This window comes from Streptomyces sp. NBC_01497, assembly GCF_036250695.1.
Taxonomy (GTDB): domain Bacteria; phylum Actinomycetota; class Actinomycetes; order Streptomycetales; family Streptomycetaceae; genus Streptomyces.
This window is the reverse complement of sequence record NZ_CP109427.1, coordinates 2,333,764-2,353,258: the sequence shown is the minus strand read 5'-3', so window position 1 is coordinate 2,353,258 and position 19,495 is coordinate 2,333,764. Positions and strand designations below refer to the sequence as shown.

17 protein-coding genes and 1 riboswitch are annotated in these 19,495 nt (G+C 73.1%); of the genes, 10 read left to right on the top strand and 7 right to left on the bottom strand.

Annotation, left to right across the window (positions count from 1 at the left end):
• The first annotated feature begins 49 nt into the window (after positions 1 to 49).
• Positions 50 to 1,183: a tRNA 2-thiouridine(34) synthase MnmA gene (gene mnmA / locus OG310_RS09960; protein WP_329455518.1), complete on the top strand. Its 1,134-nt coding sequence runs from the start codon at positions 50 to 52 to the stop codon at positions 1,181 to 1,183.
• 59 nt (positions 1,184 to 1,242) lie between these two features.
• Here the strand turns inward: mnmA and OG310_RS09955 are convergent, their stop codons facing one another.
• From OG310_RS09955 to OG310_RS09945, 3 genes are all read right to left on the bottom strand, one after another.
• Positions 1,243 to 2,403 (bottom strand): ABC transporter ATP-binding protein, encoded by a 1,161-nt coding sequence (locus OG310_RS09955; protein ID WP_329455517.1) that lies wholly within the window; start codon positions 2,401 to 2,403, stop codon positions 1,243 to 1,245.
• Positions 2,404 to 2,472: 69 nt separating this feature from the next.
• The gene (locus OG310_RS09950) at positions 2,473 to 4,230 is read right to left on the bottom strand and encodes an ABC transporter permease (protein WP_329455516.1); all 1,758 of its coding nucleotides are present in this window, start codon (positions 4,228 to 4,230) and stop codon (positions 2,473 to 2,475) included.
• A gap of 92 nt (positions 4,231 to 4,322) precedes the next feature.
• On the bottom strand, positions 4,323 to 5,456 hold the full coding sequence (locus OG310_RS09945; protein ID WP_329455515.1) for an ABC transporter substrate-binding protein: 1,134 nt from the start codon (positions 5,454 to 5,456) through the stop codon (positions 4,323 to 4,325).
• Positions 5,457 to 5,603: 147 nt separating this feature from the next.
• Between OG310_RS09945 and OG310_RS09940 the strand changes: the two genes are divergently transcribed.
• From OG310_RS09940 to OG310_RS09925, 4 genes are all read left to right on the top strand, one after another.
• Complete coding sequence (locus OG310_RS09940) at positions 5,604 to 6,650, top strand: GNAT family N-acetyltransferase (protein ID WP_329455514.1); 1,047 nt, start codon at positions 5,604 to 5,606, stop codon at positions 6,648 to 6,650.
• Positions 6,651 to 6,794: 144 nt separating this feature from the next.
• Positions 6,795 to 6,884, top strand: a riboswitch (ZMP/ZTP riboswitch).
• A gap of 51 nt (positions 6,885 to 6,935) precedes the next feature.
• Positions 6,936 to 7,847, top strand: coding sequence for a bifunctional 5,10-methylenetetrahydrofolate dehydrogenase/5,10-methenyltetrahydrofolate cyclohydrolase (locus tag OG310_RS09935; RefSeq protein ID WP_329455513.1), 912 nt, complete (start codon positions 6,936 to 6,938; stop codon positions 7,845 to 7,847).
• Between the two features lie 49 nt (positions 7,848 to 7,896).
• A complete protein-coding gene (locus OG310_RS09930) occupies positions 7,897 to 8,853 on the top strand; it encodes an NAD-dependent epimerase/dehydratase family protein (protein ID WP_329455512.1) in 957 nt (318 codons plus the stop codon).
• 74 nt (positions 8,854 to 8,927) lie between these two features.
• The gene (locus OG310_RS09925; RefSeq protein ID WP_329455511.1) at positions 8,928 to 9,191 is read left to right on the top strand and encodes an MmyB family transcriptional regulator; all 264 of its coding nucleotides are present in this window, start codon (positions 8,928 to 8,930) and stop codon (positions 9,189 to 9,191) included.
• On the opposite strand, the gene OG310_RS09920 is transcribed toward OG310_RS09925, so the two are convergent.
• Both OG310_RS09920 and OG310_RS09915 read right to left on the bottom strand, forming a co-directional pair.
• Positions 9,168 to 9,980, bottom strand: a complete 813-nt coding sequence (locus OG310_RS09920) for an alpha/beta fold hydrolase (RefSeq protein WP_329455510.1) — start codon at positions 9,978 to 9,980, stop codon at positions 9,168 to 9,170. The genes OG310_RS09925 and OG310_RS09920 overlap by 24 nt on opposite strands.
• A gap of 53 nt (positions 9,981 to 10,033) precedes the next feature.
• Complete coding sequence (locus tag OG310_RS09915) at positions 10,034 to 10,363, bottom strand: DUF427 domain-containing protein (protein ID WP_329455509.1); 330 nt, start codon at positions 10,361 to 10,363, stop codon at positions 10,034 to 10,036.
• A 108-nt stretch (positions 10,364 to 10,471) separates the two neighbouring features.
• Here OG310_RS09915 and OG310_RS09910 point away from each other — a divergent pair, with 108 nt between their 5' ends.
• The 5 genes from OG310_RS09910 (at position 10,472) to OG310_RS09890 (ending at position 17,824) form a co-directional block, all read left to right on the top strand.
• Positions 10,472 to 11,011 carry a TIGR00730 family Rossman fold protein gene (locus OG310_RS09910; protein ID WP_329455508.1) on the top strand — a complete coding sequence of 180 codons (540 nt, stop codon included), beginning with the start codon at positions 10,472 to 10,474 and terminating at the stop codon, positions 11,009 to 11,011.
• Positions 11,012 to 11,138: 127 nt separating this feature from the next.
• On the top strand, positions 11,139 to 11,828 hold the full coding sequence (locus OG310_RS09905) for an SDR family oxidoreductase (RefSeq protein WP_329455507.1): 690 nt from the start codon (positions 11,139 to 11,141) through the stop codon (positions 11,826 to 11,828).
• A gap of 83 nt (positions 11,829 to 11,911) precedes the next feature.
• A complete protein-coding gene (locus tag OG310_RS09900; protein WP_329460102.1) occupies positions 11,912 to 12,877 on the top strand; it encodes a methionine synthase in 966 nt (321 codons plus the stop codon).
• A 20-nt stretch (positions 12,878 to 12,897) separates the two neighbouring features.
• Positions 12,898 to 15,186 carry an NAD-dependent DNA ligase LigA gene (ligA, locus tag OG310_RS09895; protein ID WP_329455506.1) on the top strand — a complete coding sequence of 763 codons (2,289 nt, stop codon included), beginning with the start codon at positions 12,898 to 12,900 and terminating at the stop codon, positions 15,184 to 15,186.
• A 517-nt stretch (positions 15,187 to 15,703) separates the two neighbouring features.
• Positions 15,704 to 17,824: a putative bifunctional diguanylate cyclase/phosphodiesterase gene (locus OG310_RS09890; RefSeq protein ID WP_329455505.1), complete on the top strand. Its 2,121-nt coding sequence runs from the start codon at positions 15,704 to 15,706 to the stop codon at positions 17,822 to 17,824.
• Between the two features lie 308 nt (positions 17,825 to 18,132).
• Here OG310_RS09890 and OG310_RS09885 read toward each other — a convergent pair whose 3' ends face one another.
• The gene (locus OG310_RS09885) at positions 18,133 to 18,270 is read right to left on the bottom strand and encodes a hypothetical protein (protein ID WP_329455504.1); all 138 of its coding nucleotides are present in this window, start codon (positions 18,268 to 18,270) and stop codon (positions 18,133 to 18,135) included.
• 163 nt (positions 18,271 to 18,433) lie between these two features.
• On the bottom strand, positions 18,434 to 19,303 hold the full coding sequence (locus tag OG310_RS09880) for a PhzF family phenazine biosynthesis protein (RefSeq protein ID WP_329455503.1): 870 nt from the start codon (positions 19,301 to 19,303) through the stop codon (positions 18,434 to 18,436).
• Between the last annotated feature and the right edge of the window lie 192 nt (positions 19,304 to 19,495).

The window sequence follows — 19,495 nt, the reverse complement described above, 5'->3', positions numbered from 1 at the left end:
GCATATCCGCGCGACCGCTGTTCCCCGCGGCACGTACCCTGGGACGGCTATGACTGAGAACCCGCAGAGCCGCCCCCTCCGTGTCCTCGCCGCCATGTCCGGCGGTGTCGACTCCGCTGTCGCCGCCGCCCGTGCCGCCGAAGCGGGGCACGACGTCACCGGCGTGCATCTGGCCCTCTCCGCCAACCCGCAGTCCTTCCGTACCGGTGCGCGCGGGTGCTGCACCATCGAGGACTCGCGCGACGCCCGCCGTGCCGCCGACGTCATCGGCATCCCCTTCTACGTGTGGGATCTCGCCGAGCGGTTCCGCGAGGACGTCGTGGAGGACTTCGTCGCGGAGTACGAGGCGGGGCGCACGCCCAACCCGTGCCTGCGCTGCAACGAGAAGATCAAGTTCGCGGCGCTGCTCGACAAGGCGCTCGCGCTCGGCTTCGACGCCGTGTGCACGGGCCACTACGCGACGGTGCTCACCCGCGAGGACGGCACCCGCGAGCTGCACCGTGCCAGCGACATGGCCAAGGACCAGTCGTACGTCCTCGGGGTGCTGGACGAGCGGCAGCTCGCGCACGCGATGTTCCCGCTCGGCGACACCCTCACCACCAAGGGCGAGATCCGGGCCGAGGCCGAGCGGCGCGGCCTCGCCGTGGCGAAGAAGCCCGACAGCCACGACATCTGCTTCATCGCCGACGGCGACACCCAGGGCTTCCTGGCCCGGCGCCTCGGTACGGCCGAGGGCGACATCGTCGACGAGGCGGGCGCGAAGGTCGGCACCCACGACGGCGCGTTCGGCTTCACGATCGGCCAGCGCAAGGGGCTGCGCATCGGCCACCCCGCCGCCGACGGCAAGCCGCGCTACGTGCTGGACATCTCCCCGGTCGACAACACCGTCACGGTGGGTCCCGTCGACGCGCTCGACGTCACGGCCCTCACCGCGATCAGGCCGCGCTGGTGCGGCGCCGCGCCCACCGGCCCCGGCACGTACACGGCGCAGCTGCGGGCACACGGCGGCGAGAACACCGCGACGGCCGAACTCACCGACGGGACGCTACGGGTGAGCTTCCCCGAGCCGGTGCGCGGTGTCGCACCGGGGCAGGCGATCGTGCTGTACGACGGCACGCGCGTGGTGGGTTCCGCGACGATCGCGACGACGCGCCGCCGCGATCTGGCGAACTCGGCGGGCTGACGCCCCCAGCCGGCCCCCGACGGTTCAGCCGGCCGGCTCCGCGACCGGCTCCCGGCGGCTCAGCCGGCCGGTACGAGCGTGACCTTCGCCGGGTCCGCCGCCAGATGGACCCGGGTGCCCGGCTCGATGGACTGGGTCGGGTTGGACCGGATCCGGATCTCCAGCTCGCCGACGCGCACGACATGGTCGACGCAGTCGCCCATGAAGGCGCGGCCCAGGACCTCGCCCGCCCACCGGTTGACCGCGTCCGGCTGCGGGGAGGTGGCCAGCGACACGGCCTCGGGCCGGATCGACAGCAGCACCTCGGAACCGACCGCCGGCCGGCCGGCCGCGCCCCGGCACACCAGACGGCCGTCCGCCGTGTCCACGGAGACCTCGTCGCCGTCGACCGAAGCCACCACGCCCGGCAGGAAGTTGGACGTGCCGATGAACTCGGCGACGAACCTGGTCGCCGGGCCGGTGTAGATGTCGCGCGGCTTGCCTATCTGCTCGACGCGGCCCTCGTTCATCACGGCGATCCGGCTCGACATCACCAGTGCCTCGGACTGGTCATGCGTCACATAGATGGCGGTGAGCCCCAACTCACGCTGCAGTCGCTTCAGTTCGAACCGCATGGATTCGCGCAGCTTCGCGTCGAGGTTCGACAGCGGCTCGTCGAGCAGCATCACCTCCGGCTGGATCACCAGCGCGCGGGCGAGCGCGAGGCGCTGCTGCTGGCCGCCGGAGAGCTTGGTCGCGCTGCGGTCCGCGAACGCACCGAGTTCGGTGACCTCCAGCATCCGGCGCACCCTGCGGTCGATCTCGGCCCGCGCGGGGCGCCGGGAGGACGGCAGGATGTCGAGGGGGAACGACACGTTCTTCGCGACGCTCATGTGCGGCCAGATCGCGTACGACTGGAAGACCATGCCCAGCTCGCGCCGGTTCGCGGGTACGTCGACGCCCTTGGCCGCGTCGAACAGCACGCGCTCGGACAGGGAGATCGTGCCGCCGTCCGGGCGTTCGAGCCCCGCGACCGAGCGCAGGGTGGTCGTCTTCCCGCAGCCCGACGGGCCCAGCAGGGTGAAGAGTTCGCCGTCCTTCACCTCGAAACTCACCCCGGCCACCGCGAACACGCGGCTGCCGTCGGCGGCCTGGCCGGTGCCGGAGGCCTCGGCCGGGCCGCTCCCGCGCCTGCCGCGCGCCGCGCCGTAACTCTTCACCAGGTTGTCCACAGTCAACATGTCAGGTCCTTCACGCTGTTGTGCCGGGGCGGGCAGGTCGGGACGGGTCGGGGGCCGGAGCGGGCCGCTCTAGCGCGGGGAGTCGGACGGGAGGCCGAAACGGGCGCCGAGCCGGTAGGCGAGAAGGACGAGTGCGACGAGCAGGGCCACCATCAGCACGCCGACGGCGGCGAGTGTGGTGAGCTGGCCGTTCTCGAACTGCTCCCAGATCAGCACGGACAGCACCTCCGTGCCCGGGCTGTAGAGCAGGATCGTGCTGGACAGCTCCCGGAAGGACACCACGAGGATGTAGATCCAGCCGGCGACGAGGCCGCTGCTCGCGAGCGGCACCAGGATCCGCCGGAACATCTGCCACCACGAGGCGCCGAAGACCATCGCGGACTCCTCCAGCTCCTTCGACATCTGCGTCATCGCGGAGGACGCGTAGCGCATCCCGTACGGCAGGTAGCGGGTGCAGTACGAGATGAGCAGGATGCCGAGCGTGCCGTAGATCGGCAGCGGTACCCGCAGGTAGACAAAGGACAGCGCGAGGCCCAGCACCAGCCCGGGGATGACGATCGGGGTGAAGGCGAGCAGGTCCAGCAGACGCCTGCCCGGGATGCGGGTGCGCACCACGGCCCAGGACACGATCGCGGCGAGCAGCATCACGATGGTCGCCGCGCCCACCCCGAGCAGCACCGAGTTCTTCAGCGCGGTCGCCGCGATCGGCAGCCGCAGCACCTCGGAGTAGTTGTGCAGGGACATGCCGCGCAGCGCCTTCAGCGACGGCTGCGCGTACGACGTCAGCAGGGAGGCGTACACCAGCACACCGACCGGCAGGACGACGGTGACCACGAAGTACACCACCACGCCCGCACCGACCCAGCCCCGCGCGCGGCCCAGTTCGACGGGCTGGGGGCGGAACGCCTTTCCGGTGACCGTCGCGTGGCCGCCCCGGCGCTGCAGCCAGGACGACAGCAGCACCCCGGCCGCCGCGATGACCAGCAGACCCACCGCGTACGCGCCCGCGCTGCCGTAGTCGACGGGGAACGCCCGCAGCACGAAGTAGATGCGGGAGGTGAACACGTAGATGCCGTTCTGCAGCCCCAGCAGGCCCGGGACCTCGAAGCTCTCCAGTGACTGGACGAACATCAGCAGCGCCGCCGAGACCAGCGCGGGCCGCAGCAGGGGCAGGGTGATCCGGCGCAGGATCGTCACGCGGGACGCGCCGGACATGGCGGCCGACTCCTCCAGCGAGGGATCCATGCCCCGGAAGGCGGCCACCATCAACAGGAAGGCCACCGGCGCCAGATGCAGGCCCTGCACCCAGATCATGCCCCACAGCGAATAGACGTTGACCGGGCTCGCCCCGAACACCGGCTTGAACACGAGGGTGTTGACGAGCCCGATGGACGGGTCGCCCAGGAAGATCCAGGCGGCCGCGTACAGGATGCCCGGCACGATCAGCGGTACGAGGGACGCGGCGAACAGCAGCCCCTTGAACGGAATGTCCGTACGCACCTGCAGATACGCGAGCGTGGCCCCGACGACGAGCGCGAACGCGGCGGAACCGAAGGCGAACGCCAGGGAGTTGAGCATCATCGTGCCGGCCTGCGACCCGGCCCCGTAGGCCCGCTCGAAGGCGCGGAACGACAGCTCGCTGCGGCTGCCGATGAACGTGTCGTGCAGCAGGAACCCCAACGGCACGACGGCGAGGTAGCCGACGACCACCATCGCACCGCCGACGACGAGGATCTGCGGGTTGAACCAGCCGCGCAGCCGGGCGAGCGGACGCACGCGGGGCACGGAGGGCAGTGGCGGAGCGGTGGGTCTCGTCGTGGTGGTCACGGGGTCACCTCACATGGCGGGCGGCGCCGGCTCGGGCCAGGACATGCCGTCCGGACCCGCCCCGGCCGGTGTACGGACGGGCGCGGGCCGGATCAGCCGCCGCCCTTCGCGGACGTGACGCCGCGCAGCTGTTCGTCGTACTTCTTGTCCCAGTCGGTCGAGGTGTCGGTGAGTCCCTTCACGTCGAAGGGGGCCAGGTGGATGCCCCGCAGGCTGGTGTCGCCCGGCACCTCCGTGGACGGTGTGAGATGCAGACCGACCAGGATCTTCTGGCCCTCGTCCAGCATCCAGTCGTAGAACAGCCAGGCCGCGGCCGGGTGCGCGGCGCCGCGCAGCATGCCCACCCCGTTGGGACGGGGGAAGGCGGGCAGCGGGTTCGTGCCGTCGGGCAGCCGGTAGGCGACCGGCGCGCCCTTCAGCCGGGCCTGTTCGGTGATGTACGTGTAGTTCATCGAGTCGAGCGGCGTCTGACCGGCGCCGAGCAGCGCCATGATCGTGGTGTGGCCCTTGGTGACGTGGGAGTTGGCGACGATGTGCTTCCACAGGACGTCCACCTGGGCCTGGCTCTTGCCGTGGGTCAGCCAGTAGTGGGTGACGTTCTCGTACCAGTCGCTGTCGGTGGGTTCGAGGGTGATTTCCCCCTTGTACGCCGGGTCGGCGAGCGCCTCCCAACTGCGCGGCACGTCCGCCGTCTTGACGAGGTCGGTGTTCCAGGCGGGCAGGAACACGTTGAACCGGTCCGCGGTCCAGTCGGGGAACCGGCTGGAGGCGGCGACCCGCGCCTGGCCGGGGCCGGTGTACTGGGCCAGTGCCCGCTGGCTGTCGAGTGACGACATTTCGAGGAAGTCCGATTCCACGGCGTCGGCGCCGAGCCTGCGCGCCTGCGACTCCTGCAGGATGCGCTGGAGGATCGTCTCCGAGTTGCCGCGGAACATCGAGATCCGCACGTGCGGGAACTGCTTCTGGAAGGCCTTGGTCACGGCGTCCGCGACATCGTCGGTGAGCGAGGTGTAGACCTCCAACGAGCCTTCTTCGTCAGCCAGTTGAACCGCCATGGCGCGCTGTTTCGCCGGGGGAAGCGCCTGGATCCGGTCGTACACCCGCTGGGCGCGCGAGGAGACGACGGCGGTGGTGCCGATGCTTCCGCCGTCGGCCGCGCCCGCACCGCAGCCGGCGACCAGGAGAAGGGAGAAGGCGCCTGTGGCGCACATGAGCCGGGTCCGCACTGCCGGTTCCTTTCGGTCACCCTCAGGACGTGGTGTCGACAGTAGTACCATTGGACCTTTGGACGCGGAAGGGTTCGCGCATAAAGGGGTTGAGGCGCCGGACGGCCGCCGGATACAACGGGGGCCGACACCGTCCGAAGGGAAAACGTGCCTGACTCGGCCGACCTGCCCCACTCGTCCGGAGTGACGATAAGACCACTGGCCGACCTGACGGAGCTGGACCTCTTCCGCTCCCTGCCCTACGGGCTGAACGACGAGATCGAAGCGGACCTGGACGCCGGGCGGCGCCGGCTCCCGTGGCTGTGGATCGCGCTGCGGCACGGCCGCGTGGTGGCGCGGGCGGGATGGTGGGCGCGCCAGGAGGGCGCCGAGTCGCTCCTCCTCGACATCTTCGACCTCGAAAGCCCCGGTGGCCCGCACCGTGGCGACACCTCCGACGGTGCGGACACCTCCGACGCGACCCACTGTGCTGACGGATCCGGTGCCGCGGGCGCCGCGGACCGCGTCGCGGTGGGCGCCGCGCTGCTGCGGGCAGCGATGGCCCGGCTGTTCCCCGGTACGGGCCCGCGCCCCGGATACTGCAGATTCCTCCCGCCCGACTGGCGTGAGATCCCCGAGGAGTCCCGGGCGCTCGGTGACCGTGTCGAAGCGCTGCAGAGCACGGGCGCACGCCCGCTGGTGGAGCGGCTGCGGCTGCAATGGCTGCCGGGTGACCCGGTCCCGGGCCCCTCGAAGCGGCTGCGCTTTCGTCACGTCGCCTCGCGCGGCGAGCTGGTGGACCTGATGACCGGCGTCCTGGACGGCACGCTGGACGCCCACAGCAGGAGCGACCTGTCCACCATGACCGCGCGCCGGTGCGCCGAGGAACAGTACGACGGCGAACTGGCGCGCTACCGCAGCCCGCAGGCGTGGTGGCGCGTCGCCACACTGCCCGACGGGGAACCGGTGGGCTTCGTGGTGCCCGCGCGCAACGCGTACGGCCCGATCATCGCGTACCTCGGCGTCCTGCCGGCGCACCGCGGCGCGGGGTATGTGACGGACGTCCTCGGCGAGGGCACCCGGGTCCTCGCGGCCGCCGGAGCGGAGCGCGTCAGGGCGTCGACGGACGTGGGGAACACCCCGATGGCGCGGGCGTTCGCGCGCGCCGGCTACGCGACGTTCGAGCGGCAGCTCGACATGACCTGGGAGGCATGAGGGGGGAGCGGGGCGATGACGGCGAAGCGGGCCGGGCGCGACGCGGGGCCGGGTGCGGCGCGGCCCACGAGGCCCCGCAGGTCCGGGGCCGCGACGGGCGCCCGGCATCCCGCGGGCCGGGCCCTGCGCCCACCCCGTACGCTGGGTGCGGGCCGTGACTGGCGCTGAGGTGGATCACCACCGGGGAGCGGCCCGCAGCAGCAGCTGCGCATGCCGTGCGCCTGGGCGAAACCGTGTCCGCGCATCCGGGACGCGGACCGTACGTGCCCCCAGGAGAGCAGCGCCATGACCGACACCACCCCTGCCGCCCCCGCGTCCGCCGCCCGACAGGCCCCCGCCACGGGCACCGCCCGCCTGATGGACGGCACCGGCCTCGCCCGGGCGCTCGTCGCCGAGGCCGCCGCGAAGGCCGCGGACATCACCGCGAGGACCGGCGCCGCGCCCTGCCTCGCCACCGTCCTCGTCGGTGAGGACCCCGCGTCCGTCACCTACGTCAAGATGAAGCGCAACCGCTGCGCGAAGGCCGGTGTCGAGTCGCGCCACGTGGCGCTGCCCGCGAGCGTCGGCACCGCGGAACTCGTCGAGACCGTCGGCGCGCTCTCCGAGGACCCCTCGGTCCACGGCATCCTGCTTCAGCACCCGATGGGCCACCACATCGACGAGCGCGCCGCCTTCGAGGCGATCGCGCCCGCGAAGGACGTCGACGGCGTCACCATGCACTCGTTCGCCGCGATGGGCTTCGGCCTGCCCGGCTTCGCGTCCTGCACCCCCGGCGGGATCATGCGGCTGCTGGACGCGTACGACGTCGACCTCGCGGGCAAGCACGCCGTGGTCGTCGGGCGCAGCGCCATCCTCGGCAAGCCCGCCGGCATGCTGCTGCTGGGCCGCGACGCGACCGTCACGTACTGCCACTCGCGGACGAAGGACCTCGCCGCGCACGTCCGCGACGCCGACGTCCTGATCGCCGCGGTGGGCCGGGCCCGCTTCATCCAGGGCGCCGACATCAAGCCGGGCGCCGTGGTGATCGACGCGGGCTACAACGAGGGCAACGTCGGTGACGTCGACTTCGAGAGCGCCCGCGAGCGCGCGAGCCTGATCACCCCCGTGCCGGGCGGCGTCGGCCCGATGACCATCGCGGTCCTGCTCTCCCAGACCGTCGAGGCGGCGACCCGGCAGCTCGGCCTCCAGGCCGCGTGACCCGCGGGCACCGGGCCGCACGGCGCCGGCCCGCCTAGGCTCATGACCCATGCGACTACTGGTGCTGGGCGGAACGGCCTTCGTGGGACGGGCGATCGTGGCGGACGCGCTGGAACAGGGCGACGACGTCACCGTGTTCGGGCGCGGCCGGACGGGCTCCGGACTCTTCCCCGGCGTGCGGCGGCTGACCGGCGACCGTGACACCGACGACTACGAGGCGCTGCGCGCGGAGCACGCGGGCCGGGGCCGGTCCTGGGACGCGGTCGTCGACGTCAGCGGCTACGTCCCGCGGCACGTCGGCGGCGCGATGGACGCGCTCGGCGACGGGGTCGGGCGCTATCTCTTCATCTCCAGCAACGCCGTGTACGCGGGCCCGGGAGGCGATGAGGACACCCCGCGCAAGGAGCCCGTACGGCACACGGAGGTACTGGACAACGAGACGTACGGGCGGCTGAAGGTCGCGTGCGAGGACGACGTGAGCGCCCGGTACGGCAGGCGGGCGACCGTGGTCCGTCCCGGCAAGGTCGTCGGCCCCCATGACACGAGCGGGTCGTTCCCCTACTGGGTGCGCCGCGCCGCCGCGGGCGGCCGGGTGGCCCTGCCCGCCGACCCGGCCCAGCCCGTGCAGGTCGTCGACGTACGCGATCTGGCACGGCTGGTGGTCGGGCTCCTCCACAACGACCGCGCCGGCGCCTTCCACGCGGTGGGCCCGGCGGAGCCGACCACGCTGGCGGGGCTCATCGGGACGTGTGCGCGCACGGCGGGCAGCACGGTGGAGATCGTCCCGGTCCCGCCGTCGTCGGCGCCGTCGCCCTTCCCCCTCGTACGGGCGGACACGTTCACACAGCGCCGCAGCCCGGCCCGGGCCCGGGCGGCGGGCCTGCCGGCCACGCCGCTGGCGAAGACGGCGGCCGATGTCCTCGCCTGGGACCGCGAGCGGGGCGAGCCGCCGTTGGAGGAGGGGTTCACCGCGGAGGCCGAGGCGCGGGCGCTGGCCACGGGGTGAGGGGCGCGGCGGCGCGAGGCAGGGGCCGGCCGGGAGAGCGACCTCTTCCGCCGTCCGTGGGCCGGGCAGAGGTCGTGCGGTCGAGTCACGACACCAAGGTCCTCCAGCACCCGATCGTCGGTGAGCTCACGCTGCACACCGAGGCGCTGACCTTCCCGGGCGACCGTGACCAGACGCTGTTCACGTTTCTCGCCGATCCCGGATCGGCGTCGGACGAGGCCCTGACGGTGCTGTCCGCCTGGGCCGTGGACCATGGCAGGCCGGGGCAGCGCGGGTCGGGCGCGGAGGGCGGCGGCAGGCCGCTCCCGTACGCCTCAGGCCGCGAAGAACTCCCGTAGCACCGGGGCCAGTACGTGGGGCGCCACAGCGTGGGTCTGGCCCGTCAGGGTGCGGTGGCGGCCCCGCGGCAGCGCGTTCGCGACGGCGCGGGCGCCCGCGCGCATCGCGGGCGGGCTCGCCCCGCCGTCCACGACCATCGCCCGGACACGGATGTCCGCGAGCCGGTCCGCCGGGACCAGGCCCGTGCCGATCAGCGCGTCGTCGTACGCGAGGGTCGGCGCGAGCGCCAGCAGCGAGGGCCAGTCGTCCGTGTGCCGCAGGTCCTCGATCTCGGCCGCGGTCACCCCGACGCCCGTGAGGACCTGCCCGATCGCCTCGGCCCTGCTGCCGTCCGCCAGCAGGGCGGCCAGCCGGCGGCTGTACGCGGGGCGGTCGGCGACCTCGGCGGGATCGGCGCGGTAGGGGGGCTCGTACACCGCGATCTGCGTGATCGGCAGGCCGGCCGCGGCGGCGCGCAGGACGAGCGCGGCGCCCGAGGAGACCCCGAAGAGCGAGGCGCTGCCGCCCGCCGCCGCGAGCAGGGCCGCGATGTCCTCGATCTCCCGCTCCACCGCGTAGGGCGCGGTGTCGCCGCTGTGTCCCCTGCCGCGCCGGTCGTAGGTGATGACGCGGAAGTCCGCCGCGAGCAGACCCGCCAGCGGCGCCGACGTCCGCGCCGTGCCGAACGAGCCGCCCACGAGGATCACCGGCCGGCCGCTGCCCGCACGCCGGTACGCGATCACGGTGCCGTCCCCCGACTCCGCCCTGCCCACGTTGTCCATGGGGGTGCAGACCGGGAGAGTGCGCACAACTCATCGCCGGGCGACGGTTTTTTTACCCGGCTGCCCGCCCGCGGTCCGGATCAGGCGCTGATGACCTCCGTGTCGTAGAAGCAGAAGTGCCCCTTGATGGACTCGACCTCCGCCTTCGGCTCCTCGTACGCCCAGACGAGGTCCGGCGCGTCCGGCAGCGACCAGTAGGACGCGTCGCCCTTGAAGGGGCAGTGGGTGGTGGTGTCCGAGGGCGTCAGCAGATCGAGCCGCACGTCCTGCGGCGGCAGGTAGTAGCGCACGGGACAGCCGGTCTCGTGCAGGGCCAGCGGGCTGTGGCTGTCCGCGAGGACCTGCCCGTCCCGCTCCACCCGGACATGCTGGGTGCTCTCTTCGACGGTGATCGTGTGTCCAGCGGTCATGACGGTGATTCCCTTCGGGATACGCGTACCTCTTCGGTACAGCGTCGCGCCCGCCCGTCGTTCTTCCCCGGCCGCCGCACCGGTTCGCGCGCTCTCTACCGTTGTCCCATGAATATCTGCGTCTTCCTCTCCGCCGCCGACCTCGACGAGCGCTACACCCGCCCGGCGCGCGAATTCGCCGAGCTGCTCGGACGGGGTGGCCACACCCTGGTGTGGGGCGGCTCGGACCGGGGGCTGATGAAGGTCGTCGCGGACGGCGTCGCGGACAGCGGCGGCCGCCTCGTCGGCGTGTCCGTCGAGTTCCTCGCCGCCTCCGCCCGCGAAGGGGCCGACGAGATGGTCGTCGCGCGCGACCTCGCCGAGCGCAAGGCGCTGCTTCTCGCGAAGTCCGACGCGGTCGTCGTCATGGTCGGCGGCACCGGCACGCTGGACGAGGCCACCGAGATCCTGGAGCTGAAGAAGCACGGCAAGCACACCAAGCCGGTGGTGCTGCTGAACACGGAGGGCTTCTACGACGGCCTCAAGCGGCAGTTCCAGCGGATGGACGAGGAGGGCTTCCTCCCCGTGCCGCTGACGGACCTCGTGTTCTTCGCGCAGGACGGCGTGGGCGCGCTGGCCTACCTGGAGGAGTCCATGGGCATCGAGTGAAGCCGCCGGGCCACCCGGCGGCGTGGGCCCCGGTTCCGGCTCCGGCTCCGGCGTCTGCCCCGGCTCCGGCCCTCGCCGGTGCGCGGGCGCGTGCGGTCACCGGACGCGGTGGTGCGACCATGACCGCATGGCAACACACCTGATCACCGGCGCCGGCTCCGGCATCGGCGCGGCCGTCGCGCGCCGCCTGCACGAGCGCGGCGACGACCTGCTCCTCCTCGCCCGCGACGCCGCCCGGGCCAAGGAGATCGCGGCCGGGCTGCCCGGCGCCCGTACCGTCGTCGGCGATCTCGCGAACCCCGACCGTCTCTCCTGGGCCCTGTCCCACCAGTCCCTGCCCGACCGGCTCGACTCCGTCCTGCACGTCGCGGGCGTCGTCGACCTCGGAGCGGTCGCGGACATCTCCGTGAAGACCTGGCGCGCGCAGCTCGACGTGAACCTCCTCGCGCCCGCCGAACTGACCCGGCTGGTCCTCCCCCAGCTGCGGATCAGCAAGGGACAGGTGATCTTCGTCAACTCGGGTTCCGGGCTGAACGCCAGCCCCGGATGGAGCGCGTACGCCGCGTCCAAGTTCGGCCTCAAGGCCCTCGCGGACGCCCTGCGCGGCGAGGAGAAGCCGAACGGCGTCCGGGTCTCCACCGTCTACCCCGGCCGGACGGACAGCCCCATGCAGGAGAAGGTCCACCAGCAGGAGGGCAAGGACTACGACGGCTCGCGGCTGATCGATCCCGAGTCGGTGGCCACCGCGATCCTGACCGTGCTCGACCTGCCGCGCGACGCGAGCATCGACGACATGACCGTACGGCCGGGCCAGTGAGCGCACCGCGCGGGGGAGAGCCGGACGCGGCGGCCGGGGTCCCCGCGCCGCTGCGCTGGGGCGCGGCCACCGGCGTCGGGTCCATGCCCGGCGGCGACGCGCGGGGTGTGGCCAAGGGGATCGCGGGCACCGTCGAGGGCTTCCCCTTCCTCGCGGAACTGCCCGCGCGCGGCCCGGGCGCCGACATGACGGGCCGGACCATCGGCCTGCTGGCCGAGATCTACGCGCACGTCGAGCCGAGCGGCTGGCGCGTGAGCGACCGGCCGGGCCGCGACACCCGGCGCGCCACGTCCTGGCTCGGCGAGGACCTCGACGCGCTGGAGGAGTTCACCCAGGGGTACGAGGGGACGCTGAAGATCCAGGCCGTCGGCCCCTGGACCCTCGCCGCCGGGCTGGAACGGCGGGGCGGGGAGGCCTTTCTCGGCGACGAGGGCGCCTGCCGCTACCTCGCCGAGTCGCTGGCCGAGGGGCTGAGCGCGCACATCGCGGACGTGCGGCGCCGGGTGCCCGGCGCGGACGTGATCCTGCAGCTGGACGAGCCGTCGCTGACCACCGTGCTGCTCGGCCGGGTCAGCACGGCCAGCGGCTACCGCACGCACACGGCCGTCGACCGCCAGGTGGCCGAGGACGCACTGCGGCAGGTGCTGGAGCGCGCCACGGCGGCCGGCGCGGCCGGTACGGTCGTCCATTCGTGCGCCCCTGACGTGCCGTTCGCGCTGCTGCGCAGGGCGGGCGCCGAGGCCGTCTCGTTCGATTTCTCGCTGCTCACCGAGCGTGACGACGACGCGATCGGTGAGGCCGTGGAGGGCGGGACGCGGCTTCTCGCGGGAATCGTGCCCGGCACCGACACGGCATTGTCGGACCCTGCCGGTAGCGTCATGGGTGTCAGGACGCTGTGGCGCAGGCTGGGGCTGGATCCGGGACTTCTGGCGGAGTCCGTGGTGTGCACCCCGACGTGCGGGCTCGCGGGCGCTTCACCCGCGTACGCCCGTCACGCGCTGGCCCATGTCGTCCGGGCGGCGAGATCTCTCGCGGACAACCCTGAGTGACGGCACGGGAGGACAAGACGGTGGCAGGCGAACACCACGCACGGCCCGGGGGGACCGGACAGACCACCTCGGTGCCCGCGGAGGCGCGCGAGCGGCACAAGCAGCTCTCCGAGGAGATCGAGGAACACCGCTTCCGGTACTACGTGAAGGACCAACCGGTCGTCACGGACCGCGAGTTCGATGAGATGCTGCGCGCCCTGGAGGCGCTGGAGGACGAGTACTCCGCACTGCGCACGCCCGACTCTCCGACGCAGAAGGTCTCCGTCCCGTACGAGACGGGCCTGGCGGAGGTCACCCACCGGGAGCGCATGCTCTCCTTGGACAACGCGTTCGACGACGCCGAACTCGCGGCCTGGGCCGACCGGGTCGCGAAGGACGTCGGCACCACCGACTACCACTTCCTGTGCGAGCTCAAGGTCGACGGCCTCGCGGTCAACCTGACGTACGAGGACGGGGTACTGACCCGCGCCGCCACCCGCGGCACGGGCCGTACGGGCGAGGACATCACCCCCAACATCCGCACCATCGAGGAGATCCCGCACCGCCTGAAGGGCGGCCGGATCCCGGCCCTGGTGGAGATCAGGGGCGAGGTCTACTTCCCGATGGAGGCGTTCCAGGAGCTCAACGCCCGGCGGGTGGAGGCCGGCGAGAAGCCGTACGCGAACCCCCGCAACTCGGCGTCGGGTTCGCTGCGCCAGAAGGACCCGAAGGTCACGGCGACGCTCCCGCTGCACATGGTGGTGCACGGTCTCGGCGCCCGCGAGGGACTGGACATCGCGCGCCTGTCCGAGGCGTACGAGCTGCTGAGCGAGTGGGGGCTGCCCACCGGCGAGCACAACCGCGTGGTCGATTCGCTCGACGGGGTGCGGGAGTTCATCGCGTACTACGGCGAGCACCGGCACTCCGTGGCGCACGAGATCGACGGCGTCGTCGTCAAGCTCGACGAGATCCCGCTCCAGGGCCGGCTGGGATCGACCTCGCGGGCGCCGCGCTGGGCGATCGCGTGGAAGTACGCGCCGGAGGAGGTCAACACCAAGCTGGTGGACATCCGCGTCGGCGTGGGGCGCACGGGCCGCGTCACGCCGTACGCGGTCGTCGAGCCGGTGACGGTCGCCGGCTCGGAGGTCGAGTTCGCCACGCTCCACAACCAGGACGTGGTGAAGGCGAAGGGCGTCCTCATCGGGGACACCGTCGTGCTGCGCAAGGCCGGGGACGTGATCCCCGAGATCCTCGGCCCCGTCGCGGACCTGCGCCCGGCCGACGCGCGGGAGTTCGTGATGCCGGCGCGGTGCCCCGAGTGCGACACGCCGCTCAAGCCGATGAAGGAGGGCGACATCGACCTCCGCTGCCCCAACGCGCGCGCGTGCCCCGCGCAGTTGCGGGAGCGGCTGTTCTACCTCGCCGGCCGCAAGTGCCTCGACATCGAGAACTTCGGCTACGTGGCGGCGGCGGCGCTGACCAAGCCGCTGGAGCCCGCGTCGCCCCCGCTGCGTGACGAGGGGGACCTGTTCGACCTGACGATGGAGCAGCTGCTGCCCATCAAGGCGTACGTCCTCGACCAGGACAGCGGGCTGCCCAAGCGCGACCCGGACAGCGGTGAGGAGAAGATCGCCACGGTCTTCGCCAACCAGGAGGGCAAGCCGCGCAAGAACGCGGTGGCCATGCTGGAGCACATCGCGGCGGCCAAGGAGCGTCCGCTCGCGCGCGTCCTCGCCGGGCTGTCGATCCGTCATGTGGGTCCGGTCGCGGCGGAGGCGCTCGCCCGCGAGTTCCGCTCGGTCGAGCGGATCGAGCAGGCGACGGAGGAGGAACTGGCGGCGGTCGAGGGCGTCGGGCCGACGATCGCGGCGTCGCTCAAGCTCTGGTTCGAGGAGGACTGGCACCGCGAGATCCTGCGCAAGTGGCGTGCCGCGGGTGTCCGGATGGAAGAGGAGTCCGGGGGCGAGGACGAGGGGCCCCGGCCTCTCGAAGGGCTCACGGTCGTCGTCACGGGCACGCTGGAGCACTACACGCGGGACGCGGCGAAGGAGGCGCTCCAGACCCGGGGTGCCAAGGTGACGGGGTCCGTCTCGAAGAAGACGTCGTTCGTGGTCGTCGGTGAGAACCCGGGCTCCAAGTACGACAAGGCCGTCCAGGTGAAGGTCCCCGTCCTGGACGAGGCGGGCCTGACGGTCCTGCTCGACCAGGGTCCCGACGCGGCGCGGCAGGCGGCGCTCCCGTCCGGTGAGCCGTCCGCCCGTCCTTCCGACGAGCCGTCAGGAGATGCGCCCGGGCCCGCGGGCGGGGACGAAGGCACCGGGGCGGAGTAGGAAACCACCGGCGGCGTCAGGCCCCTGGGACAGGGAGAGGCGGGGGAGTCGGGAGGCGTCGCCGGGCCGGGAAGACCGCCGGTGGGGAAGCAGGAAGGGAGCGGGGCCGGGCACGGCCCCGCTCCGGGACCCCGCGCGGCACGGCGTCCTGAGGCGCCGTGACGTCACCGCGGGCGGATATGCCGGAGGGCGGCGCGGTGCCGGCCCGGAACCCCCATGTCCGCGCGGGACGGAGCCGGCCGGGAGCGGCGGGACGCCACCCGGATGCCGCCCCCGCTCCACCGGGACGGCACCCAAGGCCCGGGCAAAGCTCACCCGTTCGTCGCATAACCGCTCGATAGGGACTGGCAGGTCGCATTCGGGCAACAGCCACCGAGCGCTGCCCGTTGGGGCGTTCAGCGGCCTACTGTTGGGGGGTGCGCCTGTCGTGCACGGCCGCGTGGAGTCAAGCCGGTCGTGAGGGCATGACAACGTGCCATCGCGTGCATCGGCTCAGCCGGCTGTGAGAGGGACGGGAATGAAACCGACCGAGAGCGCCGCCCTGGTTTCATCCCCGCGCGGAATCGCGGGGTTCGCGGGCGTGGTCAACCTGGTTGCCAGGCTGCCCGGACTCGTGGTGGCCGCGGCCGCGGTCGTGCTGCTGTCCGGTGTGCTCGCCGCCGTACGGGACGGCCAGGCCCTCTTCCCCGGCGGCACGGCGGGCTGGTCGCTCGCCGCGCTCACGGGCGTGATCGTCGGGCATCTCGTCGCGCTGGGCAGGGACCGCTGGTTCGGCGGCACGGGCTCCGGCGCCGCGCTCACCCTCGCCGCCCTGCTGCTGTTCGGATGGGTGGCGGCCGGTCTCGTCAGCGTGGCCGTCGTCATGGTCGTCGGCGTCGCCCGCAGGCACCGCTGGCGCAACAGCGTCCTGCACGGCGCGTCCGACATCCTCGGCATCGGTGCCGCCGCGCTCGTGCTCGCCGCCTTCGGCGTCGTGCCGACCGTGGGCCGGCCCTGGCAGCCGCTCCAGTGGGGACTCGCGAGCGTCCCGTCGATCGTCCTCGCGGCGGCCGTCTACCTCGCGATCGCGCGGGTGCTGCTGTGGGCGGTGTTCGCGCCGCGCGGCAGCGGACTGCCCGCCCTGGACCGTACGGCGCTGACACGGCAGGGCCTCGTCGCGGTCGCGCTGCTCGGCATCGCGCCGCTGATCTGCGTGGTCGCCGAGTCCCGGCCGGTGCTGCTCCCGCTGTTCTGCATCCCGCTGATCGCCCTGGACTCCACCCTGTGGATCGCGCGGGCGCGCGCCGAGGAGCAGTTGAAGGACCCACTGACCGGGCTGCCGAACCGTCAGTGGCTCCTTGAGCGCACCTGGACAGCGCTGGAGCAGGCGGGGGCAGCGAACGCGCGCTCGGCGCTGCTCCTCATCGACCTCGACAGGTTCCGGTCCGTCAACGACACCCTCGGGCACCTCGCGGGGGACCGCCTGCTCCTCCAGATCGCCGACCGGCTCCGGGTGGCGCTGCCGCGCGGCGCCGAGGCGGCGCGGCTCGGCGGCGACGAGTTCGCGGTGCTGCTGCCGACGTGCGACTCCACGACGAGCGCGCAGCGGGTCGCACGGCACCTGGTCGCGGAACTGTCCTCACCGCTCAACCTGGACGGCCTGACGCTCGTGCTGGAGGCCAGTGCCGGCGTCGCCGTCTTCCCGGAGCACGCCCTCGACGCCGAAGGGCTGCTGCGGCGCGCCGATGTGGCGATGTACCAGGCGAAGCGGGACCGTACGGGCGTCGAGGTCTACGAGTCCAAGCGCGACTCGAACACGCCGGACCGCCTCGGCCTGCTGGGCGACCTGAGACGCGCGCTCGACGCGGGCGAGGTCGAACTGCACTACCAGCCGAAGGTCCGCTTCGACGGCCGGGTCGCGGGCCTGGAGGCGCTGGTGCGCTGGCGGCACCCGGAGCGTGGACAGGTCCCGCCGGACGAGTTCATCGCCATCGCCGAGTCGTCAGGGCTGATGCCGCACCTGACGGAGTACGTGCTGGAGACGGCCCTCGCTCAGGTCGCACGCTGGCGGGCCCAGGGCCTGATGGTGCCGGTGGCGGTCAACGTCTCGCCGCGCGACGTGCACACGCCCGGCTTCGCGGGCGCCGTCGCCGCGCGCCTGGCCCGGCACGGTGTCCCGCCGGGCGCGCTCCAGTTGGAGATCACGGAGCACGTGCTCCTTGAGGACCCGCAGCGGGCCGCCGACACGCTGGCCGGGCTGACCGCGCACGGCGTGAAGATGTCCCTCGACGACTTCGGCACGGGCTACTCCTCGCTCGTGCACCTGCGCCGGCTGCCGGTGAGCGAGCTGAAGATCGACCGCTCGTTCGTCGCGAAGCTGGCGGTCGACGCCGAGGACGCCGAGATCGTCCGCTGCACGGTCGACCTGGCGCACTCGCTGGGTCTGGTGGTCGTGGCGGAGGGTGTCGAGGACGACGAGACCTGGGAGCGTCTGCGCGACCTCGGCTGCGACGCGGTCCAGGGCTGGCTGGTGGCGGCCGCGATGCCGCCGCACGAGACGACCGCGTGGCTGCGGGCCCGCGGTGAGCGGGGCTGGCAGCGCCCGGCGGAGCTGGCCGCTCCGACGCGCGGGGGCGAGCCGGGTCACGCGGTGCAGTAACCGTTCTGCGGTCGCGCAGGTCGCGCAGGTCGCGCAGGTCGTACGGGTCGCACGGGCTGCGAGGGTCGGCTGGCTCGCACCAGTCCCGGCGGCAGCTGGTGGCACCGCACGCACGGGCCGCACGGGCTGCGAGGGTCGCCTGGGTCACGCCTGTCCCGGCGGCAGCACTGGGGCACGGCCCGCACCAGACCCACCAGACCCACCAGACCCACCAGACCCACCAGACCCACCAGGAGTACCGGTCACACCGCGCGCCCCGGTCGTACGGCTCGCACTGGGCGTCCGGCCCGTGACCGGCAGCACCGGTCCTACGGCTCACCGGGTGGACGGACCGTGACCGGCAGCACCGGCAGCACCGGCAGCACCGGCAGCACCGGCAGCACCGGCCGTACGTCTCGCACCGACAGCACCGACAGCACCGACAGCACCGACAGCACCGACAGCACCGGCCGGCCCCGGCCCCGGGAGGCCCCGGGGCGGTGACCGGACCGCCGCGGGCCGGGAGGCCGCAGCGTCCCTCGGCGTGCGATTCCCCGTCCCGGATCTCCGTCCCGGATCTCCGGCGGCCGCTCCGCACCTGTCGCGTGCCACGGGACCGCCCCGGACGGCCTACACTCGCAGCGTGCCCTCCGCGACCGTCAGGCCCGTCCCCGTCAGGGTGACCTCCGTCCCGGTCACCGTCACCGTCAGGCGGCTCGGCCGGTGCAGGGCGTGGCCCTGTTCGATGTGGAGTGTGCCCGCGGGCGAGAGTTCACGGTCGACGAGGAGGGCCGCCAGCGGTCCGGCCGCCGTGCCGGTCGCCGGGTCCTCCCTGATGCCCATCATCGGGTTGAAGAAGCGGGTGTAGGCCGCCGCGCCGTCCGGTGCGTCCTCCACGCTGAAGACGTAGCAGCCCTCGCCGCCGACGGCGCGCAGCGCCGCCGTCAGCCGCCGCGCCTCCGGCTGCGCGCGGTCGACGGCGGCACGGTCGCGCACCGGCACCATCAGATGGCCCGCGCCCGTGTCGACGACCTGCGCGGGGCCGCCCTCCAGCTCCGCCTGAGCGAGGCCGAGGGCCGCCGCGAGCTCGGCCGGGTCGGTGACCGTGGCGCCGAAGCGGGGCGCGGCCTGCGCCATGGACACCAGCGCCGTCCCGTCGGGCCCCTCGTCCACCTGTACGGAAAGGGCCCGGCCGCCGATCTCCTGCGTGTACGCCCCCGGGCCGACCGCCCCGCTCTCCGCCAGCCACAGCCAGGCGCCCAGCGCGTTGTGGCCCGCGCCGCCCACCTCCTCGCCCGTGGGGGTGAACGAGCGCAGCCGGTACCGGGCCCCGGGCAGCGCGGGCCGGAGCAGGAAGGTCGTCTCGGACTGGTTGAACTCCCGGGCGATCGCGCGCATCACGTCGTCCGGCAGGCCGTCGGCGTCGGGGACGAGCGCCAGCGGGTTGCCCGTCAGCGGTTTCGTCGCGAACACGTCCACCACGGCGAAGGAGATCCTCATGCGGGTCAGCCTGCCATCGGCGACCGCCGGAAGTGGCCGCTTCGGCCGGACCCGCCGGGGACGGAACGCGGGCTGCCCGCTCCGGCGGCGCTGCCCGGATCCCCCTGGGGCCGGTGCCCGGGGTGCCCGCGCGCAGCGGGCCCGGTGGGCCGCCGTGTGCCAGTACGGTCCCTCGCGGCGAGCCGCCACGGC